This window comes from Dermacoccus sp. BD5 (genome assembly GCF_044878485.1).
In the GTDB taxonomy this organism is placed as follows: Bacteria; Actinomycetota; Actinomycetes; order Actinomycetales; family Dermatophilaceae; genus Dermacoccus; species Dermacoccus nishinomiyaensis.
Genome location: NZ_JANJER010000027.1, coordinates 1 through 20275, shown reverse-complemented (window position 1 = coordinate 20275; position 20275 = coordinate 1). Strand labels below are relative to the sequence as shown.

Sequence of the window (20275 nt, the reverse complement as noted above, 5' to 3'; positions counted from 1 at the left end):
CCCCCCCCCCCCCCCCCCCCCCCCCCCCCCCCCCCCCCCCCCCCCCCCCCCCCCCCCCCCCCCCCCCCCCCCCCCCCCCCGCGGCCCCCCCCCCGCCCCCCCCCCCCCCCCCCCCCCCCCCCCCCCCCCCCCGCCGCGAGTCGTTGGGCTCAGATGAGCCCGAGTGCGCGGACGGCGTCGCGCTCGCTCTCGAGCTCGGCGACGCTCGCGTCGATGCGGGCGCGGCTGAACTCGTCGATCGTGAGGTCGGGAACGATCCGCCAGGCGCGCTCGGTGACGGTGACGGGGAAGCTCGACACGAGCCCCTCGGGCACGCCGTAGGAGCCGTCCGACGGCACGGCCATGGAGACGATCCGGTCGGTGCCGAGAGCCCAGTCGCGGGCGTGATCGATCGTCGCGCTCGCGGCGCTCGCCGCTGACGACGCGCCTCGGGCGTCGATGATCGCGGCGCCGCGCTTCGCGACCGTCGGGATGAGGACGTCGTTGAGCCAGGCGTCATCGCCCACCTCGAGGCGCGCGGCACGGCCATGGATCGTCGCGTGCGTGACGTCCGGGTACTGCGTGGCGCTGTGGTTGCCCCAGATGATGACGTCGTGGATGTCGGTGACGCTCGCACCCGTCTTCGCGGCGAGCTGCGCGACGGCGCGGTTCTGGTCGAGGCGCGTCAGCGCGCTGAAGCGTTCGTTCGGGATGTCACGTGCCGCATGCATCGCGATGAGGCAGTTCGTGTTCGCCGGGTTGCCGGTGACGGTGACCTGCACGTCATCGGCGGCAGCGTCGTTGAGCGCCTCTCCCTGCGGGCCGAAGATGTGGCCGTTGACCTCGATCAGGTCGCCGCGCTCCATGCCCGGCCCGCGCGGCTTCGCGCCGACGAGCAGCGCGTGACTGACGCCGTCGAACATGCGGCGCGCGTCGGAGCCGGTCTCCGTGCCTGCGAGCATTGGGAACGCGCAGTCCTGCAGCTCCATGACGGTGCCCTCCAGCTTGCGGAGCGCTTCGTCGACCTCGAGCAGGCGCAGCTCGACGGGCTGGTCGGGGCCGAGCAGTTCACCCGCGGCGATGCGGAAGAGGAGGCTGTAACCGATGGCGCCAGCGGCTCCGCTGACGGCGACGCGAACGGCGGGCTTGGGCATGACGGCTCATTTCGTCGGCGGGTTCTCGGACGAGACCTCGGGTCACCACTGACGGTAGGCCGAGCCGGCCCGCCGCGTCAGGGCCGAACGTCCCTGCGGGCCCTCCCGAGGCCCCGGAGTGTGCGAGTGGCCCGGGAGGGGCGCACAGCAGCCTGTTCGTGCCGCGACATCAGGCGTGCCGCCACCCGCTGGGGATGGCGGCATGGCGACAGCGGCGGACGATCAGGCCGTGATGTCACCCAGGGTGCCGACGACGTGCGCCTCGCCCTCACCGATGTCGTAGTGCACGGCGACGACGGCGAGCCGGCCGGCGTCGATGCGATCACGGATCAGCTGACTGCGCTGGGGGAGGAGCTCGCTCGTCGCCCGGGCATGCTCGGCCTCGAACTGCTCGCCGGTCGTCAGCCCGTGCTTGCGCCCGTGCAGGATCGACGGCATGACGCGCTCGATGATCGTGTGGAGGTACCCCGGCGGCATGTCGCCGGTCTCCTCGGCGGCGAGCGTCGCGTTGATGGCGCCGCAGCTCTTGTGCGCGAGCACGACGACGAGCGGTGCGCGCAGCACCTCGGTGCCGAACTCGATCGAGCCGAGCACGCTGGGGTCAAGCACGTGGCCCGCGGTGCGCACGACGAACAGATCGCCGAGGCCCTGGTCGAAGATCATCTCGGCCGGCACGCGGGAGTCGCCGCACCCGAAGATGACGGCCTGGGGTGCCTGCCCGGCGACGAGCTCGCGCCGGCGCTCGCCGTCACTGTGCGGGCGCTGCGTCGTGCCGGAGACGAAGCGTCGGTTGCCCTCGACGAGGGTGTCCCAGGCCTGCTGCGGCGTGAGGGTGCTGCTCATGGTGGCTCCTTGGTGATGACGTCGGCGCCGTCAGCTCAGGCCGGGGCGGGTGGTGATGGTCATGGCGGTGGGCTTCGCCGTCGCGGCGAAGAAGTCGTTGCCCTTGTCGTCGACGACGATGAACGCGGGGAAGTTCTCGACCTCGATCTTCCACACGGCCTCCATGCCGAGCTCAGGGTATTCGAGCACCTCGACCTTCTTGATGCAGTCGAGGGCGAGACGCGCGGCCGGGCCGCCGATCGAGCCGAGGTAGAACCCGCCGTACTCCTGGCAGGCCTCCGCCACCTGGGCGCTGCGGTTGCCCTTGGCGAGCATCACCATCGAGCCGCCGGCGGCCTGGAACTGCTTGACGTACGAATCCATGCGCCCGGCCGTCGTCGGCCCGAACGAACCGGACGCCATGCCCTCCGGCGTCTTCGCGGGGCCTGCGTAGTAGACCGGGTGGTCCTTGAGGTACTGCGGCATCTCCTCGCCAGCGTCGAGGCGCTCCTTGATCTTCGCGTGCGCGATGTCGCGCGCGACGACGAGCGTCCCCGTCAGCGAAAGGCGAGTCTTGACGGGATGCTTGCTCAGCTCGGCGCGGATCTCGTCCATCGGGCGGCTCAGGTCGATGTCGACGGCGGCGCCCTTGCCGGTCGAGCCCGCGCCGGTTGCCTCGTCGCCGCTCTCGATGAGGTGCGCCTCGGTGACGTCGGGCAGGAACTGCGCCGGGTCGGTCTCGAGCTGCTCGATGAACACGCCCTCGGCCGTGATCTTGCCGAGCACCTGACGGTCGGCCGAGCAGCTGACGGCGATCGCGACGGGCAGCGACGCGCCGTGGCGCGGGAGGCGGACGACGCGCACGTCGTGACAGAAGTACTTGCCGCCGAACTGCGCGCCGATGCCGAAGTTGCGCGTCAGTTTGAGGATCTGCTCCTCGAGCTCCGGGTCGCGGAAGCCGTGGCCGGTGGCGGCGTCACCGGACGTCGGCAGCTCGTCGAGGTACTTGGCGCTCGCGTACTTCGCGGTCTTGAGCGCGAACTCGGCGCTCGTGCCACCGATGACGACGGCGAGGTGGTACGGCGGGCACGCGGCGGTGCCGAGGCTGCGCAGCTTCTCGTCGAGGAACTCGAGCATGCGCTTGGGGTTGAGGATCGCCTTCGTCTCCTGGTACAGGAACGACTTGTTGGCGCTGCCCCCGCCCTTGGCCATGAAGAGGAACTTGTAGGTGGTCTCGTGGCCCGGCTGGCTGTCGGCGTAGATCTCGATCTGCGCGGGCAGGTTCGAGCCGGTGTTCTTCTCGTCCCACATCGTCAGCGGTGCCATCTGGCTGTAGCGCAGATTGAGTTTCGTGTACGCGTCGTAGACGCCCTTCGCGAGCGACGCCTCGTCGGGCGCGGGGTGGTGTTCGTCACGCGCGACGAGCACCTGCGAACCCTTCTTGCCCATGACGATCGCCGTGCCCGTGTCCTGACACATGGGCAGGACGCCCGCCGCCGCGATGTTCGCGTTCTTGAGCAGGTCGAGCGCGACGAACTTGTCGTTGTTGCTCGCCTCGGGGTCGTCGAGGATCTTGCGCAGCTGCGCGAGGTGAGACGTACGCAGGTAGTGCGCGATGTCGTGCATCGCGGTGGCCGACAACGTCTCCAGGGCCGAGGGGTCGACCTCGAGGAAGGTACGCCCGCCGGGGCCCTCGAGCGTGCGCACCCCGTCGCTCGTCAGCTTGCGGTAGGTGGTCGTGTCCTCGCCGGTGGGCAGCAGGTCGGAGTACGCGAAATCAGCCATGGGTGGAGACTATCCGAGCGCGACGCGGCTGCAGCCCGACGAGCAGGCGGCGCCGCCGTCAGGGCAAGCGCGGGTGGGGTGTGAATGCGGACGAAAATCGCAGATGTGGACGCAGATCGCAGGCGGGGAGGGCGAACGTAGCACCCCTGATCGCGCGATCGTGTAACGGCTCAATAACCGTTTGGTCTCCCTGGCGGTGCAAGTATGGCGTCCATCACAGCGTGCGTGGATGATGAGTTGTCGATTAACAAGGATGGAGCGGTGTTCATGAACACATCCAAGTCACGCAGGCGAGTGGCTGCCGCAGCATCGATGGCGATGCTCGCGACGACCGCGCTCGCCGGGTGCGGTGGCGACAGCGGGGGCGGCACGCCCACGCTGACCTGGTACATCAACCCGGACGTCGGCAACTCCGACGCCTCCAAGGGTGGCCAGGCCACACTCGCCGCGAACTGCACGAAGGCCTCCGGCGGCAAGTACAAGATCAAGGTCGAGCTGCTGCCGAACTCGGCCTCCGACCAGCGCACGCAGCTGCTGCGTCGCCTCGCCGCGGGCGACAGCTCGATGGACCTCATGAGCACCGACCCGGCGTTCGTCACCGAGTTCGCTGCTGCGGGCTACCTCGCGCCCGTGCCGGAGTCGATGCAGAAGAACTTCACGGAGGACCGCGTCCAGAGCTCCATCGACGCCTCGATGTACAAGGGCAAGCTGACGTCCGTGCCGTTCTGGGCGAACACGCAGCTGCTCTGGTACAAGAAGTCGGTCGCGCAGAAGGCCGGTCTCGACATGAGCAAGCCGGTGACGTGGGATCAGGTCATCGACGCCGCGAAGAAGACGAAGACGAACGTCGGCGTCCAGGGCAAGCTCTACGAGGGCTACGCCGTGTGGATCAACGCGCTCGTCGCGGGCGGCGGCGGCAAGATCGTCGAGGACCCGAGTGCGACGTACGAGAACATCAAGCTCGGCCTCGACTCGGACGCCGGCAAGAAGGCCGCGTCGATCATCAACAAGGTCGCGACGTCGGGCGTCGGCGGCCCGGCGATCGGTTCGTCCGACGAGACGGCGTCGCTGACGCTGTTCCAGTCGCCGAGCGGCGGTTTCCTCGTCAACTGGCCCTACTCCTACGGTGCCATCCAGAAGGCCGCGCCGAAGGTGGCCGAGGACGTGGCGGCCGCGGTCTACCCGCGCACCGACGCCTCGCACGACGCCGCGCCTCCGTTCGGTGGTATCCAGCTCGCCGTCGGCAAGAACTCGAAGCACACCGACCTCGCCTACCAGGCGGCGGAGTGCATCACGAACGAGAAGAACACGACGGCGTACATGGTTGCCTCGGGCAACCCGAGCAGCCGCAAGGCCTCGTACGACTCGGCGGACGTCAAGAAGGCCTTCCCGAACGGGATCGCCGCCCAGATCCGCACCTCGCTGGACAAGGCCGTGCCGCGTCCGCTCTCGCCCTACTGGGGTGACATCTCCGGGGCTCTGCAGCAGAAGTTCTCGCCGCCGTCGAAGGTGACGCCGAACACTCCGGCCGAGGCCCAGAAGTTCATCCTCGACGTCCTGAAGGGGAAGGCCCTGCTGTGAGTACCGCTGCATCCATGGAGAAGAGTGCGGCCACCGGTGTCGCAACGGGGACGAAGCGCAAGAAGGCGCCGCTCTCCGATCGCGCACGCGCCGAGCGCAACCTCGGGTGGAAGCTCGCGGGGCCGGCGTTCGTCGTCATGTGTCTCGTGACGCTGTACCCGATCCTCAACGCGCTGTACCTGTCGTTCTTCAAGTACCGCCTCACCGACCCGGCGGGCAAGAAGTTCGTGTGGTTCCAGAACTACGCCTCCGCGCTCAAGGACTCGCTGTTCTGGAACGCCATGGGCACGACGCTCATCATCACGATCGTCACGGTCGTCGTCGAGCTGATCCTCGGCTTCGCGATCGCGATGCTCATGAACAAGATCGTCATGCCACGACGCACGCTGCGCACCGTCGTCCTGCTGCCGTACGCGATCATCACGGTCGTCTCCGCGTTCGCGTGGAAGTTCGGCTTCGACGTCAGCACCGGCTTCGTCAACCACTGGCTGCACACCCTGACGTTCGGCTCGTTCCCGCTCGACTACGACTGGTTCGGTCAGCGGGGCAGCTCGCTCTTCGTCATCTGCCTGTCGGAGATCTGGAAGACGACGCCGTTCATGTCACTGCTGCTGCTGACGGGCCTCGCACAGGTCGACTCCTCGATGGAGGAGGCCGCCAAGGTCGACGGCGCCACCTGGTGGCAGCGCCTCACGAAGGTGATCCTGCCGAACATGAAGGCCGCCATCATGGTCGCCCTGCTGTTCCGCACGCTCGACGCCTTCCGCATCTTCGACAACCCGTACGTCATGACCGGCGGCGCCAATGACACGACGAGCCTTTCGATGCTCGTCTCTCGTGAGGCGATCGACCGCGTGGAGATCGGCATGGGCTCCGCCCTCGCCGTCATCCTCTTCCTCTGCGTGCTCATCATCGCGGCGATCTTCGTCAAGGGCTTCAAGGTCGACCTCGCTGCCGGGAGGAACAACTGATGGAAACCAACGTCTCGAACAAGGCCAAGTGGGGGATGTTCGGTTTCGCCATCCCCGTCATGATCTGGACGCTGCTGCCGCTCGTGTGGATCTTCGCGCTGTCGCTCAAGAGCGACGCCGCCCTCACGGACACGACGGGCAAGGAGAACAGCTTCGGCAACTTCTTCCCGACGCACCCGAGCTGGGACAACTACGAGTTGATCCTCAAGGGCGGGGCGTCCGACCTGTTCATGCCGGCGCTGTGGCACTCGATCGTCGTGTCGCTGCTCGCCACGCTGATCTCTGTCATCCTCGCGACGTTCTGCGCCTACGCGATCGCGCGTCTCGACTTCCCGGGCAAGAAGATGATCCTGACGATGGCGCTCGCCGTCTCGTTCTTCCCCGTCATCGCGATGGTGACGCCGCTGTTCAACATGTGGCGTCAGATCGGGCTGTTCGACACGATCCCCGGCCTCGTCATCCCGTACCTCGCGCTGACGCTGCCGCTGGCGATCTGGACACTGTCCGCGTTCTTCCAGCAGATCCCGTGGGAAATGGAGCAGGCCGCCCAGGTCGACGGTGCGACGTCGTGGCAGGCGTTCCGCAAGGTCATCGCGCCGCTCGCCGGCCCGGGTGTCTTCACGACGGCCATCATCACGTTCTTCACGGCGTGGAACGACTTCGTGTTCGCCATCTCGCTGACGTCGGGCAACGCCCGCACGGTGCCCGCCGCGCTGAGCTTCTTCACCGGCGCCAGCCAGTTCACGCAGCCGACGGGCGCCATCGCCGCGGCCGCCGTCATCGTGACGATCCCCGTCATCATCCTCGTCCTGATCTTCCAGCGTCGGATCGTCTCCGGCCTCACCTCCGGCGCCGTCAAGGGCTGACGCCCGCCTCTTTAGGAGAGACACCACATGTCCAGCATCCAGCTCAAGAACATCGTCAAGAAGTACGGCGACGGATTCCCGGCCGTCAACGACGTCAGCCTCGACATCGCCGACGGCGAGTTCATGATCCTCGTCGGCCCGTCCGGCTGCGGTAAGTCGACGCTGCTGCGCATGGTCGTCGGCCTCGAGGACATCACCTCCGGTGACCTCGAGATCAACGGCACGCGCGTCAACGACCTCGCACCGCGCGACCGCAACCTCGCGATGGTGTTCCAGAACTACGCCCTCTACCCGCACCTGACGGTGTTCGAGAACATCGCGTTCCCGCTGCGGCTCAACAAGGGCAAGGTGAGCGATGACGAGATCCAGCGCAAGGTGCGCGAGGCGAGCAAGATGCTCGAACTCGACGAGCACCTCGAGCGCAAGCCCGGCAATCTCTCCGGTGGTCAGCGTCAGCGTGTCGCGATGGGCCGCGCGATCGTCCGCGACGCCGACGCGTTCCTGTTCGACGAGCCGCTGTCGAACCTCGACGCCAAGCTGCGCGGGCAGATGCGGACGGAGATCGCGCGCATGCAGCGTCGCCTCGGCATCACGACGATCTACGTCACGCACGACCAGACTGAGGCCATGACCCTCGGTGACCGCGTCGCCGTGCTGAAGAAGGGCGTGCTGCAGCAGTGTGCGAGCCCGCGCGAGCTGTACGAACAGCCCGCCAACCTCTTCGTCGCGGGCTTCATCGGCTCGCCGCCGATGAACTTCGTACCCGCACGCGTCGAGGGCACCACGCTGCGCCTGCCGTTCGCGACCGTGCCGATGACGGAGCAGCTTGCCCGCGACGTCGCGGGCAAGGACATCGTCATCGTCGGCATCCGCCCCGAGTACATCAAGGACGCCGAGGTCAACCCGGTCCCTGGTGGCGCGACGTTCAAGGCCGTCGTCGACCAGACGGAGTGGCTCGGCAACGAGCAGTACGCCTACATCCCGTTCGAGCAGGACCCGGCCGCGAAGCAGCACCTCGACGCGCTCGAGAAGGACCTCGACGGTGAGGGCGCTCGCAGCCAGCTCGTCGTCAACCTCGACGCCCGCTCGCAGATCTTCGAGGGCGACGAGGTCGAGTTCGCGTTCGACCCGGCACACATGCACGTGTTCGACCCGGAATCGGGCCACAACTACACGCGCAACGAGGAGAAGGCCACCCAGATCGCTGCGAACTCGGAGAAGCAGCGCAAGGCCGCGCTGCAGCGTGCCAAGGAGCGTGACGCCCGCGGCGCCATCTCCGGAGGAACGGACGTGTGAGCGTTGATGTGAGCCTCATGCTCGGGCTCACCCCGAGCATCGGTTGAGGTCACGCTCCAGTAGAGGTCGAGGGCCCGCATCGGTGACGATGCGGGCCCTCGTGTTGTGTGCGTGCGGCATCCGAATGCTGCGCGGTGGCGCTGCGTTGCAAGGACGCTGCCCTTGAAAGACGGTGCTCGGCATGGCAATGCTGTGTCGCTGTCGGGCCGTGGTTGTGGGCAGGGTTCAGTGGCGCAAGCGTCGAGACCTGGTGCGGGCTCAGAGGCCGGCGATCTCCTCACGCGTGGGCGGGTTCGAGCCTGCGCGCGTCACCGTCGTCGAGGATGTGGCGATGGCGCGCGCGAGGGCGGGGCGCACGTCGTCCTCGCGGGCGTGCGCGAGGCGCTGACGGGCCTCGACACCGCCGAGCAGTCCGAGGTCGAGCAGCCCCGAGATGAGCCCTGACATGAACGAGTCGCCGGCGCCGACGGTGTCGGCGACCTCGACGGAGCGTCCGGCCACCTCGAAGGTGCCGCTCTCGGCGAGGCGGACGTGCGCTCCGTCACCGCCGCGGGTGATGATGACGAGTCGCGGCCCGAGGCCGGCCCACAACTCGGCGATCTTCTCGACGCTGCGGCCAGGGTAGAGCCACTGCGCGTCCTCGTCGGAGGACTTGATGACATCGACGTACCCGCAGAACTGCTCGACGCGCTCGCGTTCGTCGTCGGGGCTGCCCATGAGGGAGGGGCGCACGTTCGGGTCGAACGACGTCGTCGCGGACGCGTGAGCGGCCTTCAACGCCTCGAAGACCGACGCGGAGCCCGGGGTGAGCGAGGCGCCGATCGAGCCGGTGTGGACGTGCGCGACATCCGTCGGCAGGCCCGTGACCGCCGGCCAGTCGATGGCGAAGTCGTACGTTGCGGCGCCGTCGTCATCGAGGTGGGCCTGAGCTGTCGACGTGGCGTCGAGGTCGAAGCTCGCGACCGTCAGCTCGACGCCCTCGTCGGTGAGCAGGCGCTGGATGCGGTGACCCCGCTCGTCCTCACCGAGGTGCGTGGCGAGGACGGCGGGGTGGCCGAGGCGCGACAGCCCGACCGCGACGTTGAGCGGGCTGCCACCGACGTGTTCCGCGCTCTCGCCGTCGCGAGGATGGACGACGTCGATGAGGGCCTCACCGATGACGAGCGTGGTGGCGGTATTGGGCTGGGTCATGCGTCGGCTCCTGGCGTCTCGTCGCCGCGGCCGGCGTCATGCGCTGCCCCGACTTACTGGTACTGCTCCGAAGCGTATTCAGCCACCTTGCTCAGGCGGTGCTCGGCCTCGATGGTTCGTACGGTACCGCTCTTGCTGCGCATGACGAGCGAGCTCGTCGTGCAGCCGTTCTCGCGGTAGCGCACACCCTTGAGCAGTTCACCGTCGGTGATGCCCGTCGCGACGAAGAAGCAGTTGTCGCCGCGGACGAGATCGTTCGTCGTCAGCACACGATTGACGTCGTGGCCCGCGTCGAGCGCGCGCTGCTTCTCCTCGTCGTCCTTCGGCGCGAGACGGCCCTGGATGACGCCGCCGATGCACTTGATCGCGCACGCGGTGATGATGCCCTCAGGCGTGCCGCCGATGCCGAGCAACAGGTCGACACCCGTGTTGGGGCGGGCGGCCATGATGGCACCGGCGACGTCACCGTCGGAGATGAACTTGATGCGCGCGCCGGCGTCACGGATCTCCTGCGCGAGCGGCTCGTGGCGCGGGCGATCGAGCAACACGACCGTGACGCCGTTGTTCGTCGTGTTCTTCGCCTTCGCGATGCGGCGGATGTTCTCGGCGACGGGCAGGCGGATGTCGACGACGTCCGCGGCCTCGGGGCCGGTGACGAGCTTGTCCATGTAGAACACGGCACTCGGGTCGTACATCGAGCCGCGCTCGCTGACGGCGAGGACGGAGACGGCGTTCGGCATGCCCTTCGCCGTCAGCGTCGTGCCGTCGATCGGGTCGACCGCGACGTCGACGTCGGGGCCCGTGCCGTCGCCCACCTGCTCACCGTTGAACAGCATCGGGGCCTCGTCCTTCTCGCCCTCGCCGATGACGACAGTGCCGTTCATGCTCACCGTCGAGATGAGGGTGCGCATCGCCTCGACGGCGGCGCCGTCCGCGAGGTTCTTCTCGCCACGACCGACCCAGGGGCCGGCGGCCATGGCGGCTGACTCGGTGACGCGTACGAGTTCGAGCGCCAGGTTGCGGTCGGGGATCTGGTAGGTGGGCAGCTTCGATGTCACGGTCGGTGTCTCCTCGATGTCGCACTGGTGTGGCGGCTGGCTCCCGCGGGGCTCGAGGCGGCGTGGCCGGGGCGCCGGGCCGCCCCGGTTTCCGCTGACGCGGGTGCGTCGGCGAACATGGGGGAGTGAGTACCCCGCACGAGAAGGCCACGACCACCGAGCCGACACAGCCTGCGTCAGCGCCGGCCATGCCCCCGCCCCCTCCGCCGAAGCGGCGCGGGATGCAGGGAAACGCCAAGAGCATGGTCCTGTCCATGATCGCTTGTATCGCCGGCTGTTTGGTGATTTTGGCCCTCATTCCTCGTCAGGGGGCCACGAAACTGCCCACCGTGCAGGCGTCACAGATCGCGCGCGAGGTGTCGTCGACGAAGCACTGGGACGTCGCCGTCGCCGACGGGCTCGGTTCGCCGTGGCGTGCCGTCAACGTCGCGATCGTGCCGGGCGACAAGGATCACGCGGAGCGTTGGCGCGCGGGCTATCAGGGTGACGGTGAGGACTACGTCTCGATCCAGCAGCGCAAGGACGGGGGCGCGGCGTGGATCAAGGACGTCGCATCCGGCTCGGATGCCGGCAGCGTCGACCTCGGGGGCGTGAGCTGGCGCAAGGTCGAGATGCAGTCGGGCCAGAAGGGGCTCGTGCGCTCGCAGCCGCTAGCCGGACTCGACACCGTCGTCACCGGCAAGGGCTCGTGGGCCCAGTTGCAGCAGATCGCCACGGCGGCCAAGCCGTACAGCCAGATCGCGAAGTGAGCGAACGCGAGCGTCGGGAACGTTGAACTCGGACGCGCTCAGGCCGGGCGCGCGTAGTGCCCGGCGCGCGGCGCGTCAGGCTCTTTCGCTGCCGTTCTCTTGGCGCGCGACGGCTTCTTCGATGCGCGACTGTGCCCCGTTGAGCCACCGCGTGCAGTGATCGGCGAGGGCCTCGCCGCGCTCCCACAGCCGCATGCTCTCCTCGAGCGGCGCGCGACCACCTTCGAGCGTCGTGACGATCTGGGCGAGCTCGTCGCGAGCCTGTTCGTAACCCATGCTCGCGATGTCGGCGTTCGCGGCGTCGGGCGCGCTCGCGGGCACGGTGCCAGGGGTGCCGGCCTGGGCGGCATCGGTCGAGTCGTGGTTCATGACGTCGTCGGACGCCTCGTTCGCGGGTGCCTCGTGCGTGTCGCTCATGCGTCGTCCTCGGTGGTCTCGGATCGGGTGGTGGTGGGCGCCGCGTCGTCGCCAGCCGTCGCCGGTGCAGTCTTCTTCTTGGCCTTCGGGGCATCGGACGCGCGTCCCTGCGTCGCTTTCTTCGACGATGCAGCCGTGCGCGCCTTCGTTGTCGTCGGTGTACCCGCTCGGCGCGTGCGCGGTTTGCCGCTATAGGGCGTGACGGCGAAGTTGCCCTGCGACACGGTCACCTTGAGGATGTCGTCGACGCTGACGTCGTCGCGGGCCATGACGAGGGAGCCGTCGGCGTGTTGGACGACGGCGTACCCGCGGTCGAGGGTCTTCTGCGGGGACAGGGCGATCACCTGGGCGCGCCCGTGAGCGATCTGGTCGCGCGCGCGGGTGAGACGTTGCCGCATCGCGTAGGCGCTGCGGTTCGTGAGGCGGTCGACCTCGTCGCGTTGCTGGGTGACGAGGGTGCCCGGTTCGCGCAGCACGGGCCGCCCGACGAGGGAGTTGAGGTGGCGCCGTTCGGCGGCGAAGCGGCCGCGCAGGCCTTGGCTGAGCCGCGTGCGGTGTTGCGCGAGGGCGGCCTGTTCGGCGGCCAGATCCGGTACGACGAGCTTGGCGGCGTCCGTCGGGGTCGAGGCGCGTCGGTCGGCGACGTGATCGAGCAGCGGCGTGTCGACGTCGTGCCCGATGGCGCTGACGACGGGCGTACGCGCGGCGCTGACGGCGCGCACGAGCGTCTCGTTGCTGAACCCGAGCAGGTCCTCGAAGGAGCCGCCGCCGCGTGCGATGACGATGACGTCGACGTGGTCAAGACCGTCGAGTTCGCGCAGGGCGCTGCTGACGGCGGTGACGCAGTCGGGGCCCTGGACGGGAACGTGGCGGATCTCGAAGTGGGCGGCCGGCCAGCGGCGTCGCGCGTTCTCGACGACGTCGTTCTCGGCTGCGCCCTCGCGGCCGGTGATGAGCCCGATGACGCGGGGCAGGAACGGCAGCGGCCGTTTGCGATCGGGGGCGAACAAGCCCTCTGCGGCGAGCGTGCGCTTGAGCTGTTCGAGGCGCAGGAGCAGTTCGCCCTCGCCGACGGGCCGCATCGTGCGGCCCTCCATCATGAGGCTGCCGCGCTTCGTCCAGAACGTCGGTTTGGCGTGCACGACGACGCGCGCCCCTTCACGAACCGCGGGGCCCATCGCGTTGAGCGTGTTCGTCGGAACGGTGAGTGAGAGGGACATGTCGACGTCGGCGTCCCGCAGCGTCAAATACGCGGTGCGGGCGCGGACGTTGAGTTGCACGATCTGCCCCTCGACCCACAGCGGCGACATGCGATCGACGTACTGCGCGATCTTCATGCTGAGCACGCGCACCGGCCACGGCTGCTCGGCGGTCGTGTCGCCCGCGAGGGCCGGAAGGCCCGCCGGCGTGCCCGTGCCTGGGGGTGTGCTCGTCACGGGGCAACTCTACGGGGGCGAGGCGCCACGCTCGGGCGCGAAAGACGAATGCGGCGGTGAGGTGCGCTCTGCGGGAGCGAACAGTCTGCCGCACTCGCGTTCGCGACCCCACGACGCGTGATGCCGCTCCCACTCGCTCGGCCTCGCAGGCCGTGGTCGTTACGATGGTGGGCGTGGATACCCAGACGAAGCGAGTTCTCCTGGCCGCGCCGCGCGGATACTGCGCGGGCGTGGATCGGGCCGTCATCACCGTCGAGAAGGCTCTCGACCTCTACGGCCCGCCGGTGTACGTGCGCAAGGAGATCGTCCACAACAAGCATGTCGTGACGACGCTCGAGAAACGCGGCGCGATCTTCGTCGACGAGACCGACCAGGTGCCTGAGGGCGCGACCGTCATCTTCTCTGCGCACGGGGTCGCTCCCGTCGTTCACGAGGAGGCGAAGGCGTTGAGCCTCAAGACGATCGACGCCACATGCCCGCTCGTCACGAAGGTGCACCGCGAGGCCACGCGCTTCGCGAGCCAGGACTACGACATCCTGCTCATCGGGCACGAGGGGCACGAGGAGGTCGTCGGCACTGCGGGTGAGGCGCCCGAGCACATCACGCTCGTCGACGGGCCCGACGATGTCGTCAACGTCGAGGTGCGCGACCCGGAGCGCGTCGTGTGGTTGTCGCAGACGACGCTGAGCGTCGACGAGACGATGGAGACGGTGCGCCGGTTGCGCGAGAAGTTTCCGCACCTGCAGGATCCGCCGAGCGACGACATCTGCTATGCGACGCAGAACCGTCAGCTCGCCGTCAAGCAGATGGCGCCCGAGTGCGACCTCATGATCGTCGTCGGCTCGCGCAACTCGTCGAACTCGGTCCGTCTCGTCGAGGTGGCGCTGGAGCACGGTTCGCGCGCCGGGCACCTCGTCGACTACGCCGATGAGCTCGACGAGGCATGGCTCGACGGGGTCACGACCGTCGGTGTGACCTCGGGGGCATCGGTGCCGGAGATCCTCGTGCGGGGCGTGCTCGACTACCTCGCCGCCCGCGGCTATGAGGACGTCAAGCCGATCGTCGCCGCCGAGGAGAGCCTGCTGTTCGCGCTGCCCAACGAACTGCGCCGTGACCTCAAGGCGCGCGGCATGTCCGACTCGATGCGCGGCGGCGAGCAGGTCGCCCAGGGCGCCGACTCGCTTCACTGAGACATGCCGCCACGCTGACGCGTGCGGGCGCCGGGCCCTCGCTCCATGTCGGATCGGGGGCCTTCGACATCCCATCCAGCATGTCCGGCCGCGCACCGTCAGCCCCGCTCGTCCGAGGGGTTGCCCGGCGCGGGTTCGGCCAGCACGGGCTCGAGCAGCGCCTCGTGGGTGAGTGGGCGCGGCGTCACGTCGAGGGGCGCGACGCCACGCGGCGGGGTGGCGGAGACGTCGAGGTCGTGCATCCGGCGCGCGGTGACGAGCACGCGGCTCTCGAGCGAGCCGACGAACAGGTTGTACGCCTCGACGCTGCGTCGCAACGAGCCGCCGAGATCGTGGGTGTGCTTGGCGAGCACTCCGATGCGGTCGTAGAGCTCGCGGCCGAGCGTCAGCAGCTCACGCGCGTTCTCCTCGAGCGTCGCCTGCTGCCACATCGCGCTGACGCTGCGCATCGTCGCGATGAGGGTGCTCGGCGAGGCGAGCACGACGTGACGCTCCATCGCTTCCTCGAGCAAACCGGGGTCGGCATTGAGCGCGGACGCGAGAATGGCGTCGCCCGGCACGAAGCAGATGACGAACGCCGGCGCCTGCGGCAGTGCCGTCCAGTAACGCTTCGAGGCGAGCGTGTCGACGTGCGAGCGCAGCTGCTTCGCGTGGCGCCCCAACGCGGCGCTGCGGGCGCGTTCGTCGAGGTCCGCCTCCTGCGCTGCGAGGAACGCACTCAGCGGCGCCTTGGCATCGATGACGAGCGAACGCTCCCCCGGCAGGTGGACGACGACGTCGGGGCGCACGTCGTCACCGGTGTCGTTGCGCCCGCGCCACTGCTCGTCGAAGTCGCAGCGACGCAGCATGCCCGACAGCTCGAGGATGCGCCGCAACTGCGATTCGCCCCACTGCCCGCGCACGCTCGAGGCGTTGAGCGAACCGGCCAACGACGACGTCTCGCGCCGCAGCTCGTCCGTCGTGGCAGTGACGCGGCGCAGGGCGACGTCGACAGAGCTGAACTGCTCGACGCGGTCGCGTTCCAGCGTCGCGACCTGGCGCTCGACGCGGCTCAGAGCGTCACGCAAGGGCCCCAGAAGGGCGGCCGTCTGCGCGTCGTCGCTCACCGTCGCTTCGAGGTCGACGATGCGTTCGCGCAGCACGTCGCGTTCGGCCTGCGCCGCGGCGAGCTGTGCGACGTCGTCCGTCGGGGTCACGGCCGTGCGTCGCAGGGCGACCCACATGGCGAGGGCTCCGAGGGCGAGGCCGGCGACGAACGTCACGAAGATGGCTGTTGTCTGCACGGGTGAAACTCAAGCATCTGCCGCCGACAACCCCGGAACGGCGCGGTTTGTCGGTGCGCTGCGTGTGCGGTGGAGGTGCCAGGTCGGCGCCTGTCACCACCGTGCGGTGGCGGGGTCAGTGCTCCCGTGGGGCGACGGCGGCGGGTGAGGTCGGGCTCGGCCCGAGTTGCGCGCGTAGCCGCCGTTCGGAGGAACGGTGGCGCATGGCGTCGCTGAGGTGGCGCCAGACGAGGCGTTGCACGACGAGCGTCAGCACGCCCGCGATGATCATTCCGGCGAGGTTCATGGCGAGCTGCGCGGCGGATCCGGTGATCTCGGCTGTGTCGAAGATGGCGAGGCCGAGGGCGAGGTTTCCGGCGGCGGGCACCGTCGTGACGGAGATGAAGACGCCGACCATGGCGCTCGTCTTGTCGGTCGCCAGGGCGAGCACCCCGGCCGTTCCGGCAAGTAGGGCCACGATGAACGACCACAGGTCGGGGCGCCAGATGAAGCCCGTCTGAGGGCGGGGGCGTGTGACGTCGGCGGCCGAGACGACGTCGAGCGAGGCCGCGAGCAGGGCGGCGAGCATGATGACGACGATGGCGAACGCGAACGTCCACAGCAGGGTGGCGGCGCTGCGTGCGGCGAGGCGCCAACGTCCGAGGGCGATGCCGGTGCAGATCGCGGCGATGACGGCGAACTCGGGCCCGACGACCATCGCGCCGACGACGAGGACGGCCGAGTCGGTGATGACGGCGATGCTCGCGAGGGCCGTTGCGATGCAGAGGAACACGAGGTAGGTCGCCGTCGGTGAGCTCGCCTTCTCTGCCTCTCGTTCGACGAGGTGCCAGATGACGGCGTCGTCCGGGTCGCCGTGCGCGGCTTCTTCGACGTCGTGCGCGGCGTCGAACGGGGTGCCGAGGGGTTGGTCGATGACGATGCCGCCGCGGTGGCCGAGGCCGACGGCGTTGAGGTCGTCGAGGACGGCGGTGGCGGCTTCGCGGGCGACGTCGGCTTCGAAGACGTCGCCGGCCGGTTTGAGGGACGCGCCGCGCAGGTGGGTGAGGTTGGTGAGGCGGGCGTCGTCGCTCAGGGTGTCGCGGACGGCGTCGGTGAGGTCCGTCGGCACGTTGAGACGCAAGTGCACGAGCATGGCGTCATTGTGTCAGCGGCGCTGATGTCGAAGGCGTCCGTCGGATGAAGCCGGCGCGCGCGGTGGCACGTAGACTCTTCTCTCGTGGCTCTTACCATCGGAATCGTCGGTCTCCCCAACGTCGGCAAGTCGACCATGTTCAACGCTCTGACGAAGAACAACGTGCTCGCTGCCAACTATCCCTTCGCAACGATCGAGCCGAACGTCGGTGTCGTGCCGTTGCCGGATCCGCGGTTGAAGAAGCTCGCGGAGATCTTCGGTTCGGCGGCGATCCTGCCGGCGACGGTGTCGTTCGTCGACATCGCGGGCATCGTCAAGGGCGCCTCCGAGGGTGAGGGGCTGGGTAACAAGTTCCTCGCCAACATCCGTGAGGCGGACGCGATCTGCCAGGTCGTGCGTGCGTTCGTCGACGACGACGTCCACCATGTCGACGGCAAGGTGTCGCCGAGTTCGGATCTGGAGACGATCAACACCGAGCTGATCCTCGCCGATCTGCAGACGCTGGAGAAGGCTGTGCCGCGTCTGGAGAAGGAAGTCAAGGGCAAGAAGACCGAGAAGTCGGTCTACGAGGCTGCCCTGGCCGCGCAGAAGGTGCTCGAGGAGGGCAAGACGCTGAGCTCCGTCGGTTTCGACACGAGCGAGATCCGCGAGCTCGGGCTGCTGACGGCGAAGCCGTTCATCTATGTGTTCAACGTCGACGAGTCGCAGCTGACGGACGAGGTGTTCCAGGCCGAGATGCAGGCGCTCGTGGCGCCGGCGGAGGCGATCTTCCTCAACGCGCAGCTCGAGTCCGAGGTCGCCGAGCTGGACGAGGACGAGGCGAAGGAGCTGCTCGAGTCGGTCGGTATCACCGAGCCGGGCCTGGAGCAGCTCGCGCACAAGGGTTTCAACACGCTCGGCCTGCAGACGTACTTGACGGCCGGGCCGAAGGAGACGCGCGCCTGGACGATCGGCAAGGGCTGGACGGCGCCGATGGCCGCCGGCGTCATTCACACCGACTTCCAGAAGGGCTTCATCAAGGCCGAGATCATCTCGTTCGACGACCTCGTCGAATGTGGTTCAGTGGCTGAAGCTCGCGCGAAGGGCAAGGCGCGCATGGAAGGCAAGGACTACGTCATGCAGGACGGCGACGTGGTCGAGTTCCGTCACTCTTAGAACATCTCCAATTGAGTCGGCTCAACTGTGGCCCGTTATGGTGAAGATGCGGCCTCAAGCTTGAGTCCCCGTCCATACGAAAGGCGACGCTTATGTGGGTCTCACGGCTGCGAATCAACGGAGGCTTCCTCAACGGCTTGGATGCGACATTCGTTCGTGGACTGAACGTCGTAATCGGTTCCCGAGGTGTGGGCAAGACAACTTTGTTGGAGTTGCTCCGTCATGCTTTAGGTGCTGAACACGCGGACAAACAGCGCCAGAAGCAACGCGCTCAATTCCTTGAGGCTGTGCTGGGCGTAGGTGAAGTGATCGTCGATCTCGAAGATGACTCTGGCGCATCACAGGTCATCGTGGACGCCAAAGGGCGCGGACGAGATCATGATCTGTCGCAGTCGGTGCTTGTGCTTGGCCAGAGCGAGCTTGAAGAGATCGCCTCAGACGCCGCGAACCGACTTAAGCTCCTGGACCTTCGCGCCGGCGAAGAAGCGAAGACGATTCCTCGAATTGAGCTCGGTCGTCTCTCGCGTGAGATGTATGACATTCGAACCGAATTGCAGAAGTGCGTCGATGAGGCTCTGAAGCGTTCTGGGCTCGAGGCTGATCGCGAGATCTATAGGTCGCAGGAAGCGTCGCTTGTGGGAGATGCAGCGAGCCCGCTCGCAGTCCAGCGCGACCAGCTTCATCAGATCGAGGCTCGTTCGAGTTCTGCGATTAGGGAGAGTTCGAACCTTCAGAGCGCCCGAGAGCTTGTCGATCAGATGCGTAGTGGCGTTGGCGCAGTACATCAGACGCTCACGAGGCTTGATATGTTGGACAGTGAGTTCCTCAAGGACGGCGGTTCGTTAGCGAAGCTGCTCGCCGAGATTCGTCAGGACGCGGAGAAATTGCGGGGATCGATCGGCAGGCTCGACGACGACGTTGCGCAGCACATTTCGCACGCTAAACAGGAAGAGGCGAAGCTTCGCGAAGCCGCCGCACCCCTACGCGAAACGCTCGAGCAAGCTGAAGCGGGCCTTGGTCAGCTCACCGCCCAGATTCGCAATGTTGATGCCCAATTGAGGGAGCTCGATGACAACGACAAGCGTATTGGGGTGCTGTCGGAGGAACTACGGAGACTTGAGGAGCGTCGAGATGACGTCTTTGCGAGTGTGGAGGCCGAAGAGGAGCGCTTGTTCCGCGCGCGACAAGAGGTTGCGGAGTCAACGTCTCGTCAGATCGATCACCACATCGTCGTAGTCGTCGAGCACCTCGCCGATAGCTCCGAACTTCGTGAGCTTCTCACCGAAAGCCTGAGGGGTACGCACACGCGATCGACCCTCATCGATTCATTGGCAGCCCGTGTGCTTCCCCGGATGCTCCTGGAACTGGTGGAAGCTCATGACGTTGACGGGCTCGCCTCTGCTGGCGACCTCACGTCCGAGCAAGCTGCCCGGGTGATTAGTGGGCTAGAAACCGTTGACGGAATCGAGCGTCTTGCCCAGGTCAGCCTCAAGGACAGAGTTGACTTCTTGCTTCGCGATGGAGCTGTAGATAAGAGTGTCGACAACTTGTCTGCCGGGCAGAAGTGCGCGGTTACCCTCCCAATCGTGCTTTCGGAGCGAGAGCGGACCCTGATTCTCGATCAACCCGAGGACCATCTCGACAACGCATACCTCGTTGACCATGTGGTGTCCGCCATGAACTCCCGCACCGCGGACCAAGTGCAGACCATCGTCGCCACGCACAACGCAAATATCCCGGTACTTGGAGCAGCGGGGAAAGTGTTCGCGCTTGCGAGTGACGGCCAGCATGGCGAGATTGTCGAAGCCGCATCGTTTGAGTCGCCCTTGGTAGTCGCGGCGATTACCAGCATCATGGAAGGTGGGCGGGAGGCGTTTGAACGCCGCGCCCAGTTCTACTCCGATAATGACTGACACCGATGAGGCTGCTGAGGTATGGATTGAGGACGCACTGAGTTCGTCTTCTCCTTCCCAACGCCTGAAAGCGGCTGCCCGGATCAAGACCAACCCCGAAGTGGTCGACACTCAGATCCTGATGCGTGCTATGCAACGGGAAACTGTGCCCCAAATTCGCCAGCTATTTAACGGGCTCTTCACGAACGAGGGTGTAGTCGGTTGAGCGCGTCAGTGGCCGGGTAGGGGTCGAGGTCTCCCGGATGATGGAAGTTCTTCACGCTCGCCATCCCGAAAGACCTCGACGTGCTCCACCCT

18 protein-coding genes are annotated in these 20275 nt (G+C 67.5%); 9 read left to right on the top strand and 9 right to left on the bottom strand.

The window, feature by feature from the left end; all coding sequences use genetic code 11:
• Window positions 1–149: 149 nt before the first annotated feature.
• The 3 genes from NQ706_RS13295 to NQ706_RS13285 form a co-directional block, all read right to left on the bottom strand.
• The gene (locus NQ706_RS13295) at window positions 150–1133 is read right to left on the bottom strand and encodes a malate dehydrogenase (protein ID WP_038567139.1); all 984 of its coding nucleotides are present in this window, start codon (window positions 1131–1133) and stop codon (window positions 150–152) included.
• Window positions 1134–1355: 222 nt separating this feature from the next.
• Complete coding sequence (locus NQ706_RS13290; protein WP_006946116.1) at window positions 1356–1976, bottom strand: carbonic anhydrase; 621 nt, start codon at window positions 1974–1976, stop codon at window positions 1356–1358.
• A gap of 30 nt (window positions 1977–2006) precedes the next feature.
• On the bottom strand, window positions 2007–3740 hold the full coding sequence (locus tag NQ706_RS13285) for a fumarate hydratase (protein ID WP_038567142.1): 1734 nt from the start codon (window positions 3738–3740) through the stop codon (window positions 2007–2009).
• Between the two features lie 267 nt (window positions 3741–4007).
• Here NQ706_RS13285 and NQ706_RS13280 point away from each other — a divergent pair, with 267 nt between their 5' ends.
• From NQ706_RS13280 to NQ706_RS13265, 4 genes are read left to right on the top strand one after another with little or no spacing between them, the layout of a single operon-like run.
• The gene (locus tag NQ706_RS13280; protein WP_038570397.1) at window positions 4008–5321 is read left to right on the top strand and encodes an extracellular solute-binding protein; all 1314 of its coding nucleotides are present in this window, start codon (window positions 4008–4010) and stop codon (window positions 5319–5321) included.
• A 14-nt stretch (window positions 5322–5335) separates the two neighbouring features.
• Window positions 5336–6292 (top strand): carbohydrate ABC transporter permease, encoded by a 957-nt coding sequence (locus NQ706_RS13275; RefSeq protein ID WP_038567145.1) that lies wholly within the window; start codon window positions 5336–5338, stop codon window positions 6290–6292.
• Window positions 6292–7158, top strand: a complete 867-nt coding sequence (locus tag NQ706_RS13270) for a carbohydrate ABC transporter permease (protein WP_006946055.1) — start codon at window positions 6292–6294, stop codon at window positions 7156–7158. Before NQ706_RS13275 ends, NQ706_RS13270 begins: the two co-directional genes overlap by 1 nt.
• 27 nt (window positions 7159–7185) lie before the next feature.
• Complete coding sequence (locus tag NQ706_RS13265) at window positions 7186–8454, top strand: ABC transporter ATP-binding protein (protein ID WP_038567148.1); 1269 nt, start codon at window positions 7186–7188, stop codon at window positions 8452–8454.
• A 258-nt stretch (window positions 8455–8712) separates the two neighbouring features.
• On the opposite strand, the gene NQ706_RS13260 is transcribed toward NQ706_RS13265, so the two are convergent.
• The gene (locus NQ706_RS13260) at window positions 8713–9645 is read right to left on the bottom strand and encodes a carbohydrate kinase (protein ID WP_038567151.1); all 933 of its coding nucleotides are present in this window, start codon (window positions 9643–9645) and stop codon (window positions 8713–8715) included.
• Window positions 9646–9698: 53 nt separating this feature from the next.
• The gene (gene glpX, locus NQ706_RS13255; protein WP_006946101.1) at window positions 9699–10703 is read right to left on the bottom strand and encodes a class II fructose-bisphosphatase; all 1005 of its coding nucleotides are present in this window, start codon (window positions 10701–10703) and stop codon (window positions 9699–9701) included.
• 188 nt (window positions 10704–10891) lie between these two features.
• On the opposite strand from glpX, the gene NQ706_RS13250 reads away from it, so the two are divergent.
• A complete protein-coding gene (locus tag NQ706_RS13250; protein WP_081873592.1) occupies window positions 10892–11452 on the top strand; it encodes a DUF4245 family protein in 561 nt (186 codons plus the stop codon).
• 75 nt (window positions 11453–11527) lie between these two features.
• Here NQ706_RS13250 and NQ706_RS13245 read toward each other — a convergent pair whose 3' ends face one another.
• Entirely contained in the window at window positions 11528–11869 is a 342-nt protein-coding gene (locus NQ706_RS13245; protein ID WP_081873593.1) for an exodeoxyribonuclease VII small subunit, read from the bottom strand.
• The gene (gene xseA / locus NQ706_RS13240) at window positions 11866–13305 is read right to left on the bottom strand and encodes an exodeoxyribonuclease VII large subunit (protein ID WP_288756705.1); all 1440 of its coding nucleotides are present in this window, start codon (window positions 13303–13305) and stop codon (window positions 11866–11868) included. Before xseA ends, NQ706_RS13245 begins: the two co-directional genes overlap by 4 nt.
• A gap of 164 nt (window positions 13306–13469) precedes the next feature.
• Between xseA and NQ706_RS13235 the strand changes: the two genes are divergently transcribed.
• Window positions 13470–14495, top strand: a complete 1026-nt coding sequence (locus NQ706_RS13235) for a 4-hydroxy-3-methylbut-2-enyl diphosphate reductase (protein WP_038567157.1) — start codon at window positions 13470–13472, stop codon at window positions 14493–14495.
• A gap of 98 nt (window positions 14496–14593) precedes the next feature.
• Here NQ706_RS13235 and NQ706_RS13230 read toward each other — a convergent pair whose 3' ends face one another.
• Together NQ706_RS13230 and NQ706_RS13225 are read right to left on the bottom strand one after the other, a co-directional pair.
• Window positions 14594–15778, bottom strand: a complete 1185-nt coding sequence (locus NQ706_RS13230) for a DNA recombination protein RmuC (RefSeq protein ID WP_038567159.1) — start codon at window positions 15776–15778, stop codon at window positions 14594–14596.
• A 115-nt stretch (window positions 15779–15893) separates the two neighbouring features.
• Window positions 15894–16910 carry a DUF389 domain-containing protein gene (locus tag NQ706_RS13225; protein WP_038567163.1) on the bottom strand — a complete coding sequence of 339 codons (1017 nt, stop codon included), beginning with the start codon at window positions 16908–16910 and terminating at the stop codon, window positions 15894–15896.
• A gap of 84 nt (window positions 16911–16994) precedes the next feature.
• Between NQ706_RS13225 and ychF the strand changes: the two genes are divergently transcribed.
• The 3 genes from ychF (at window position 16995) to NQ706_RS13210 (ending at window position 20183) form a co-directional block, all read left to right on the top strand.
• The gene (ychF, locus tag NQ706_RS13220) at window positions 16995–18065 is read left to right on the top strand and encodes a redox-regulated ATPase YchF (RefSeq protein WP_038567166.1); all 1071 of its coding nucleotides are present in this window, start codon (window positions 16995–16997) and stop codon (window positions 18063–18065) included.
• 188 nt (window positions 18066–18253) lie between these two features.
• The gene (locus NQ706_RS13215) at window positions 18254–19978 is read left to right on the top strand and encodes a hypothetical protein (protein ID WP_150112720.1); all 1725 of its coding nucleotides are present in this window, start codon (window positions 18254–18256) and stop codon (window positions 19976–19978) included.
• The gene (locus NQ706_RS13210) at window positions 19971–20183 is read left to right on the top strand and encodes a hypothetical protein (RefSeq protein WP_404361072.1); all 213 of its coding nucleotides are present in this window, start codon (window positions 19971–19973) and stop codon (window positions 20181–20183) included. The genes NQ706_RS13215 and NQ706_RS13210 overlap by 8 nt, the downstream gene beginning before the upstream one ends.
• Window positions 20184–20275: the final 92 nt, after the last annotated feature.